Consider the following 8,528-nt stretch of genomic DNA (forward strand, 5'->3'; position numbering starts at 1 on the left):
TCAATCAGCTGGCTCAGCCCGTCCTCGCTCGAGACGGACCGGGTGTGGCCTGCGACACTGCCATCGGCGTTGCGGATCCAGCTCTCTGTAATGCGGTCTTGCGTTGCGCCATCGACAGAGACCGAGCGCACAAGATCGGTGCTTTGGAAAACCCCGTCCTGATTGAGATCGACCCACCGCTCGGAGGTGACGCGATCCGCACCGAGCTCGACTCGCTCCATATCCCGGATCGATCCATCGGTATTGGTGGCAGTGGTAGTCGGTTTCCCGCGCGCCATCGGTTGCGACGATCGTCTCCTCGACTACCGTCAGATCCGCATCTCCGTCGCCATCCAAATCGGAAGCCGTCGTCGTCTGCAGCGTGTCATCGGATTGATCGGTCGTGACGCTGTTGCGGACCGAGCCATCGCCATTGCGCACCGTCAGAATAGAGGTACTCGACCCATCGGCGTTCAACGTGAATGCCATGTCCTCAGACGTGTCGACATCCCCGTCACCATCGAGATCCCAATCCAGGCGGCGCGACTGGCTGTCCGCCCCGATCACCTCCTCGGTCGAGGAGCGCTCCGTGCCATCAGCATTCGTAACTCGCGTCGTCTCTATGCGACTACCATCGGGATTGATCGTAATGGTGCGGGTCGTCGTGGTATCGGCTACACCGTCTCCGTCCTCATCAAAGGCGGTGATACGGGTCAGGCCATCTGCCGAGATCGTCTCGCTAACGCTCCGGATGATTGTCCCATCCTGACCGAGATCGGAGATCGTGTTGGTGTGGCTGCCATCGGTATGTTCGATCCGGATCTCTTCCTGATTGACCCAGCCACCGCCCATGCTGTCCCGTTCGGTGGTGACCTGGCTCCCATCGGCATTGCGGGTGGTCACGGTGCTGTTGATCAAGACGGCGGTCGCCAGATCTGCCCCAGCCCAGTTCGTCACAGTTTCGACGGTTGTGCCATTAGGCTGGGTGACCGTCGTGATCTCCTGGAGACGATCGACTGCCCCGTCGCCATTGTCGTCGTAGGCATGCCGGACAAGCGCCCCGTCCGGACTGAAGACCGATGAGATCGTGTAGGCGACAGAGCCATCCTCGTGGAAGGCCGTCGTCTCAAGGGTCCGGTTACCGCTTCCATCTGTCCCCTCGACCTGTTCGACCCGGCGGCCCTGCGGATCGACGGCAAGGGTCATGTCGGCAACCGTGCCGGTGCTGCCATCGGCGAAGGTGAACTCCGTCTGGCCAGTGATCATCGAGCCATCGGGCAACACGATCTGTGTCGCATCTCCCGTCAGATCGATCGAGACGATCCCGAGATCCGCCAGCGTCAGCGCGGTTGTGGAGCCATCGGCATTCGTCACCATCACCTTGAAATCGGCGAAGGCGGCATCACTGGCGTCAAGCACTCCGTCACCGTTGCTGTCAAAGACGGACCGCAGCGCCCCCAGGTCGCTCGTCGCGGTCGGATCCCATTCCGTGAAGACGTATTGGCGCTGCTCGACGATCTCACCCAGATCGTCCGGGTCGTAGAAGAGAACTCCGTCGCCCGCGGCAGCCCAGGCCGTACGATTCAGAAGCCCGTCACCAGTGGCGTCGACAAATGTGGTCGACTTCCAGAGTTGCGTGATCTCGATGCCAGTTCCATCGAGATCAAGGACGATCGGCCGGGGACCTGTGAAATTCGGATCATCTTCTGTTCGACCTTTGGAGTCGGTCCTTGGCTCAGAGTTGCGACCCGAACGTGAACCAGATCCTGCACCTGCTGCTTCTGGGCCATCTAAATCAGTATCGCTTCGACCATCCCATCCGGTCGGAGAGCCAGCAGAGTGATTCTCCGACGTTCCATTTCCACCAGAGCCGCGGCCTACGGTTGAATTCGCGCCCCCTCCTGATCCGTGACTGACTCCGCGCTCATTCCCATCTGGACCGTCATCGTCGGGCTCGGGTCGACGCCAATCGTTATCATTGCGATCGTCTCCGTCGCCAAAGCTGCCTCGGCCATGCCAGCTGTCCGGTTGGACGGCCCGTTCTCCCCGAACGTACGCATCATGCGCGATAAGATCTAAACCGTTGAGTTCGTTCCCAGTCTGTACGGCGTCGGCTGGATAATTGAAGCCGCCAGTTGTCGTAACGACTGGTACAAGTAACCCTTCATCATTTAGTATGTACTGTGTTCTCGAAGTCTGACCCGTCGATTCATCAGTGGTTTTGATTGTTACCGATCCATCACCATTTTTGATAACCTCAACCTCACCTGAAACGTTGACTGGAACGTAGTAAGCCGTTTCTAAGGTGTACCCAAACTGTGGTCCGAGATGTACATTCAACGAAGCCCAATCTAACAAAGATTTTGCGCTTGGTGTGTAGCTTACTGAGACTCCGATAAGCGCTGCTCCGACGAAATGTGTGGCAAACGGTCCGGCATAATCGCTCGGCGCTCCATTGAATTGAACGATGTCTACCGTTGCACTTGCACTCAGGCCCCTGACCTTATTTTCTGTCTCGATTGTTCCACCAGCGTCGATATAGACGGAATCGCTAGGACTAAATACCGTTGCTGTTCCGTCACCGTGATCGTGTGCGACGGAACCGTCAGGCAACTCCAAGAGCTGCTTCACATCTGAGTGTGGGTTCGAAGCAATAACTGTTGTGCCTTGGGGAAGTTGGTCGACAGGAACCCTTTCGTACCCTGCACCCTCGATATAAGTTCCACCCACCTTACCACCAAGCCTACCAAAAGAGACACCGGCGCTCACACCGATTCCTGTAGATCCACCTTCGGCCATGCGAAGCCCTTTCTATTATATTCTATCTATTATATTCTATTGGGAAGAATGATAAACCGCAGAGCAATAAAAACGATAATGCCAGTCCAAAATAAAACAAAAGAAATCTTGGAAACTAGAAGATCAGATTTTACCCGAAGCGGTGGGGCAATTAGCTTACCAAGTCCAGGTTTATCCAAAGAAAAGGATGACAATACTATTGAAAACATGATGGCCAACGGACAAAATAGAGATAGGGCAAGAACAACGGTGTCACTTAACTGAGAAAACAGCGCAAATAGCTCTAACTTAAGAAAAGAGAGAGAGTGAGCAGCTACAGCTGCGAGAATACAGAGAAAGACAACGAAGTAAACTGAATACTCCAACCTTGAAATATTTGAGTAGAAGTTCATGCCATCTTCTTTCACCAAAGCGCTCCGAGAGTGACGCATAAAATTACTGAGGTTACATAATAAATCCAAAACTAAAGCTACTATATGGATACATCATGGATGATCAGCCCTATAATTTGCGAATTAGTTTATTGTACTTCTACCTATCTTTAAGGGATATGTGAACTCCGCCAGAGAATCCAATGTGTTTTAAAGTATGTTGAATCATTTCGCAGTTCGCTCATATCTTTTAGACATTCCTGAATCACACTTTTCCTCTCATTGGCATAAAATACATGGTAAGTCGATAGCAAGATGTCTCAACTTGATTGGCGCGGCGTCTCAGCATGGAAGAGCTAGCATCAGTCGAACTGAGCCCGAGGACGCTACATTCTTCTTTCGTCAACAAAAACCTCGTCCTCACTTAGAATGAGTCGTGTCTTTGAAGACTGGCCTATCAATCTATCCCCAGTCTTGATCATTGCTGCTTCGTCGCAGCCTTCAATAGATCATGCCCACCTGAAACGCCGATATATCTATCCCTTTTGCCTTGGCTGGAAGTACACTAAAGAAAACTCACAAAAGAACATCTCTAGAGACATCATATGTCCCTGTAGTTCTAAGATAGATCAACTCTAAGCTGACTTTAGGATGGGGAGATCTGGAATCCAAGACCTGATTCACAAAATCTTGGTCTTAGATCGTCTGTTGCTCTTACCCACGACGGCGAGTTTGTTTCCGGCACAGAAACACCTTTAACCAAGCAAGAATGGGGCCTAATACCTTCACTCTTTTCGTCCCACCGGCGTCGTCACCTCCTGCTCCGGCCTTTGCTCCTCATATGCCAGAGGCACCACATGAGGTGGTCGCTGAGGCTGATGCCCGGCTCGCGGATCGTGTCGGCGCGGATGACCCAATCCTCCATGTCGTAGCCTTGGTCGACGAGCCAATCGTAATAGTCCCAGTAGTTTTGATGCATCACGACCAGCTCTTCGACACCGAACGCGTTGGGGAGCATCCGGCCGATCGGTTCATAAGAGGGATGGAGGGGCAGTGGGTGTTCAGTCATCACCTAAGATATCACATCCAAAGGTCGCCGTGCCACTTTTGCTCATCTGTCATGGCCTCGGTCCTTCTCCGGATCGTTCCGCACGATTGGTGTGAACCGCCCAGAGGCCTTTACCTGGAACGCCTCGCGCAGGGTTTTGTATTGACCCTTATCCTGCTCCCGCTGCGGCAGGTTCCGTTTGATGCCGAGCATCCCCGGCGGGGCCAGATTGGGAGCCGGCTTGCTGGCCAGATGCGGTGGCGGCACCCGCGGGGCGGCATTGTCCTTGTCGCGCAACGGCGCCTGGTCCTTCCCGGCCGCGAGCGTGAACGGGTGTTTCGGGTGATCTGCCGGATCTCTCTTCATCGCAGGGTCTCCTGCTCGGGTCGGTCATCTATGGGTGCAAGCGCGGCTGGCTCCGTATGGAAGCAGCGCCAGCCGCTGATTGGGCGGTAAGGACGGCGTCAGGCAGCTTCTGTCCCGGCGGCACCGGGCATCTCCTTGGATCTCAGATCGACGCCTTTGCGCTTGAGTAGGTCCTGTGCATACCAGGGCTCCCGGAAGGCGGCGATTGGGGGCATCTCCTCGATGAAGATCACCTGACGATCCTCGCCCATTCGCATCAGCTCGTCCGGATAAGCGAGCTTGCGTTGCGCGGCGGCCCGCGTGTCGGTCTCGGTATTGGTCCGGCTGGAGGAACCACCGTTCTTGCCCGAACTGACTCCGAAGGCGGTCGAAAGCGCCGAGGTAAAGGTCCAGACTGTCGTCTCTCCGCAGAGGGCCGAGAAGTATTCCGCCGTCATCCGGTCCCGGCTCCCGAAGTATTGCACGACCCCGGAATTGCCGATGAAGGTCTCCCACCCTTCCCCATAGGTGGCCTTGAGCTGGCCTGCATCCTGCACAATCCCCCAGAGCTGCATCCCGAAGCCTGCCATCAGACCATAGGCCTGCTGCACCATGGTGAGCTTGCCCAGGGCGGGCAACTCATCGAGCAGCAACAGAACCGGTCTCTCGGGCTGGGTCGCCACATCCCGCGCATTCACCGTGATCGCCTGCTGGACCAGCAGACGCAGCCAGCGGTGGAAGGTGTGCATCCGGTCCGATGGCAGGACGAGATAGATCGTTACCGTGTCCCGCTTCAGATCCTCGAAGGCGAAGTCGGAGGATGAGAGGCTTTCCCGCAGCCGGGCACTGTCGAGCATGTGGGTCTGGGCCTGGGCCGAGGCCATGACGTTGGAGAGGAGCTTCGCTTCCTTCTGCAGGCAGCGGGCGCCCGTGCTGGCGACGATGTGATGGGGAGATTCCAGCATCCGTTCGAAAAGCCTTGTGAGATCCTCGCCATCCAGCAGCATCAGATCGCGGACCCGGCCGAGATGGCGCTGACCGTCTTCCCGGTCATCGGTGGCCACATAGAGGATCACCCCCTGCAGGAGCGCCTTGGCCTCTTCCAGCCAGAACGGATCCTGCTCGCCTTCCGGCACCACGAGCGCATCGGCCAAGAGCATGGCATTCTCGGTGATGTCCACATCGCCCAGTTCCAGCCAATCGAGCGGGTTGAACCGGGCGGCGCGGCTGTCGCGCACTGTCGCAGTCCCGTCGGGATCGACCACGACCGACGACATGTCCAGATCCGCGGTGATCCCCCACGGATCGACGATATGGACGGTCTGACCCATTTCCTGTCGGGCCTTGGCCGTCACAAGGGCATTCTCGCCTTTGGGATCGATCACGAGCGCCGAGCCCTCATAGGTCAATAGGTTCGGGATGATCTGGGTCGTGCCCTTGCCTTTCCGTGTGGGCGCGATGGTCAGGAGATGCCGATCGCCTCCATACCGGATGACCGTCTCAGATTGGCCATCCAGTGCGGTGCCCAGTTGCAGGCCGCTGGAGGTGAAGAGCCCTTTGGCGGCGATCTCCTCCGGTGTGGCCCAATTGGCCGAGCCGAAAGTGGTGGGGACTTCCACGAGCCGCCGCACGGAGCGGCCGATCCAATAGCCCAGTGCCACAAAGAAGCCAACGACTGAGACGAGTGCGGTGGCGCTCCAACCCCACACGCCATAATCGAGCAAGGCCACCAGCACCGCCATGAGGGCCAGGCCCATCAGGATCAGGCCCCGGACCACGCGGGCGTCCGGGCTCAGAAGCCAGCCAAGCACGAAGCCTGCGCCGGTCGACAGAGCAATGCTGAGAAAACGCGCGATGGCGATCTCTCCCCGTTGGGCGCGAAGCGCTTGCTGGAATTGATCGTCATAGAACTGCGCTGCGGCAGGCTCCGCACCATAGATCGTGAGGATGATCATTGTCGTCAGCCCGAGGGCGGGTTTGGTCCAGGTCATGGGACTCTCCTTTTTGCCTGGTGGGGTGAATGGGAAGACAGCGGATGCGATTGGCAGAGCTGCCTGATGGATCAGCGGGACAGGTCCGGGCCGCGATCACGCCGGCGCCGTTGAGACCGCTCCTGGCGCTGCGCCTGCGCGTTGCGGGCGCGGGCTTTGAGCACCCGGCCGATATCCCGGGCGAGGATGCGCCGATCGTCCTTCTGCCGGGCGCGCAAAGCGTCGATCCGTGACTGCATCCCGCGTCGGTCCTGCATCTGGGCGGCGATCAGCGCCTCCCGTTGGGCCTGATCGCGCTTCAGGCAGCGCCAGGCTTCGGCCTCGTTGCGGGCGCGGGTCTCGCGGGCGGTGCCGGTGAGGCGGTCGAAGAGGCCCCGGAGCCCGCCGCGGAGGCGATTGGCGCGGCTGACGCTTTCCGTTTCCCAACGTTCCGCCTGCTTCTCTTTGAGCCGTTTGCGCTCCGCCCGGTGCTGGACGACCAGATCGGCCTTCTCCTCGGCAAAGGGCTGCATCTGATCCGCATGGCGCTCCTTGACTTGCTGGATGAAGCTCTTGAGCTGATCGGTGACACGAGCCTTCATTTGGGCGCGGGCCATAGCGAGGCTTGGAAGATCGGGCGTCTCCCCAAAGCGCTCCTTCAGCACCTTGGCGCGGACCCCGGCCATGCGGGCAAAGGAATAGATCTCCCCATCCCGATCGAGCGCGACCACCGACCGGCGATCGCCTTTGGCCAGCAGATAGCCCCGCTCTTCGAGCGCATTACTAAGAGATGTCAGATTGTCCGACCGTTCCCAGGCGTCCCGGAAGAGCTGTTTGATCTCGCGAGGATCGACGCCTTGCCGCTTCGCCCGCTGCCATTCGGCAAGCGTGAAGTTGAACGGGTTCTTGCCGCCATCGACCTGCAGACCTTGAGGCAAGTTCCAGCCATGGTCCAGATAGAGCTCCTTTGCGAGATCCCGCAGCCTGGTCTTGTAGAAGGGCAGGTTGATGGCCTTCAAACTGTCCGCATCGATCCGGGACCAGACCACATGGGCGTGCCTCCGACCTTCCTTCTCGTGAAACACAAGGGCGCGGGGTTGATCCTGCAGACCCAGCCGCTGGCCCGCCTCATTCGCGGCTTTGCGGAACGCCTCTTCCGAGACCTCCGCCTCCAGAGGCGGGTTCAGGCTGAGGGAGAACAGGAACTGCGAGCAGCGCGTGCCCTTGGAGATCGCATGGGCTTCCCGGAACGCGCTTTCCAGATCGCGGGCCACAAACCCCTTGAGCTCCGCCACCTGCACATGGTCGTTGTCCTGCTCATTGAGTAGATGCGCTGCCAGACGCACCGCACCAGACCGTTGGGAGCCCTTCAGGATCATGACGGATCCTCCGGACCAAAGAGATCCGGGCAGGCCGCTTGGGCCGCGTCGACCCCAAGTCCCTGCATCAGCAGCACCCGCAACGCGGCGATCTCGGCGCAGGCGGCTTTCAGATCGGCTTCCAGGTCCTCATCGACGGGCAGCGCCCCGATCCGGGCCGCGGCGGCCAAATCCGACAGGCTCTCCGACAGCCCGCTTTCCCCGAGCTTCGCCAGCACCCGGGCACAGGCCGTCCGGTCCAGATCCGGACCGCGCTTCCGCCTGCGATAGGTCGGCGCATCGTCCGCAAACAGGACGGACTTGATATAGGCGCCGAGGGGCATGGAGCCCGCCGCCAGCTCTAGGCGGTTCCGTTCCTCCTGGCTCAGCCGCAGGGAAAAGGATGGACGGCGCTTCTTGGCCACCGCGCTCATGGCCGCGGCCCCCGCAACTCATCCGCAAAGGGCCTAAGCTGCTCATTCCAATCAGAAAGTTCGGAGAAGAGAGAGTTCGAAGTCGTGCTCTCCAGGCGCACCAGCCAAATCCCAACGATAAAGGCCGCGCCGTTTCCGCCGCGGCCGATCTTTATGACGAGGACTGCTCAGTTAAGCGCAGCCTCGGTCACGTCGCTTGTCCATGCCCCTTCAGGCTCTTCGCT

General features: G+C 58.7%; 7 protein-coding genes. All 7 read right to left on the reverse strand.

The features are described 5' to 3' along the window. On the reverse strand, positions 1-2,778 hold the full coding sequence (locus tag AADZ90_RS21900) for an SPM autocatalytic domain-containing protein (RefSeq protein WP_411997159.1): 2,778 nt from the start codon (positions 2,776-2,778) through the stop codon (positions 1-3). Between the two features lie 29 nt (positions 2,779-2,807). Beyond that, entirely contained in the window at positions 2,808-3,185 is a 378-nt protein-coding gene (locus AADZ90_RS21905) for a hypothetical protein (RefSeq protein ID WP_411997160.1), read from the reverse strand. Between the two features lie 775 nt (positions 3,186-3,960). After that, a complete protein-coding gene (locus AADZ90_RS21910) occupies positions 3,961-4,218 on the reverse strand; it encodes a hypothetical protein (RefSeq protein WP_411997161.1) in 258 nt (85 codons plus the stop codon). A 42-nt stretch (positions 4,219-4,260) separates the two neighbouring features. Further along, positions 4,261-4,563 (reverse strand): hypothetical protein, encoded by a 303-nt coding sequence (locus AADZ90_RS21915; RefSeq protein ID WP_367312869.1) that lies wholly within the window; start codon positions 4,561-4,563, stop codon positions 4,261-4,263. Positions 4,564-4,661: 98 nt separating this feature from the next. Continuing rightward, on the reverse strand, positions 4,662-6,533 hold the full coding sequence (locus tag AADZ90_RS21920) for a type IV secretory system conjugative DNA transfer family protein (RefSeq protein ID WP_411997162.1): 1,872 nt from the start codon (positions 6,531-6,533) through the stop codon (positions 4,662-4,664). Between the two features lie 71 nt (positions 6,534-6,604). Continuing rightward, positions 6,605-7,891 carry a relaxase/mobilization nuclease domain-containing protein gene (locus tag AADZ90_RS21925; RefSeq protein WP_367312830.1) on the reverse strand — a complete coding sequence of 429 codons (1,287 nt, stop codon included), beginning with the start codon at positions 7,889-7,891 and terminating at the stop codon, positions 6,605-6,607. Further along, positions 7,888-8,304, reverse strand: coding sequence for a hypothetical protein (locus AADZ90_RS21930; RefSeq protein ID WP_411997163.1), 417 nt, complete (start codon positions 8,302-8,304; stop codon positions 7,888-7,890). The genes AADZ90_RS21925 and AADZ90_RS21930 overlap by 4 nt, the downstream gene beginning before the upstream one ends. Positions 8,305-8,528 lie beyond the last annotated feature (224 nt).

Source organism: Aestuariibius violaceus (assembly GCF_040779325.2).
In the GTDB taxonomy this organism is placed as follows: domain Bacteria; phylum Pseudomonadota; class Alphaproteobacteria; order Rhodobacterales; family Rhodobacteraceae; genus Aestuariibius; species Aestuariibius violaceus.

Bases quoted from the DNA above. Each gene is read 5' to 3' on its own strand.
- AADZ90_RS21915 (WP_367312869.1), bottom strand. From the start codon at position 4,563: ATGAAGAGAGATCCGGCAGATCACCCGAAACACCCGTTCACGCTCGCG.
- AADZ90_RS21920 (WP_411997162.1), bottom strand. From the start codon at position 6,533: ATGACCTGGACCAAACCCGCCCTCGGGCTGACGACAATGATCATCCTC.
- AADZ90_RS21930 (WP_411997163.1), bottom strand. From the start codon at position 8,304: ATGAGCGCGGTGGCCAAGAAGCGCCGTCCATCCTTTTCCCTGCGGCTG.
- AADZ90_RS21910 (WP_411997161.1), bottom strand. From the start codon at position 4,218: ATGACTGAACACCCACTGCCCCTCCATCCCTCTTATGAACCGATCGGC.
- AADZ90_RS21900 (WP_411997159.1), bottom strand. From the start codon at position 2,778: ATGGCCGAAGGTGGATCTACAGGAATCGGTGTGAGCGCCGGTGTCTCT.
- AADZ90_RS21925 (WP_367312830.1), bottom strand. From the start codon at position 7,891: ATGATCCTGAAGGGCTCCCAACGGTCTGGTGCGGTGCGTCTGGCAGCG.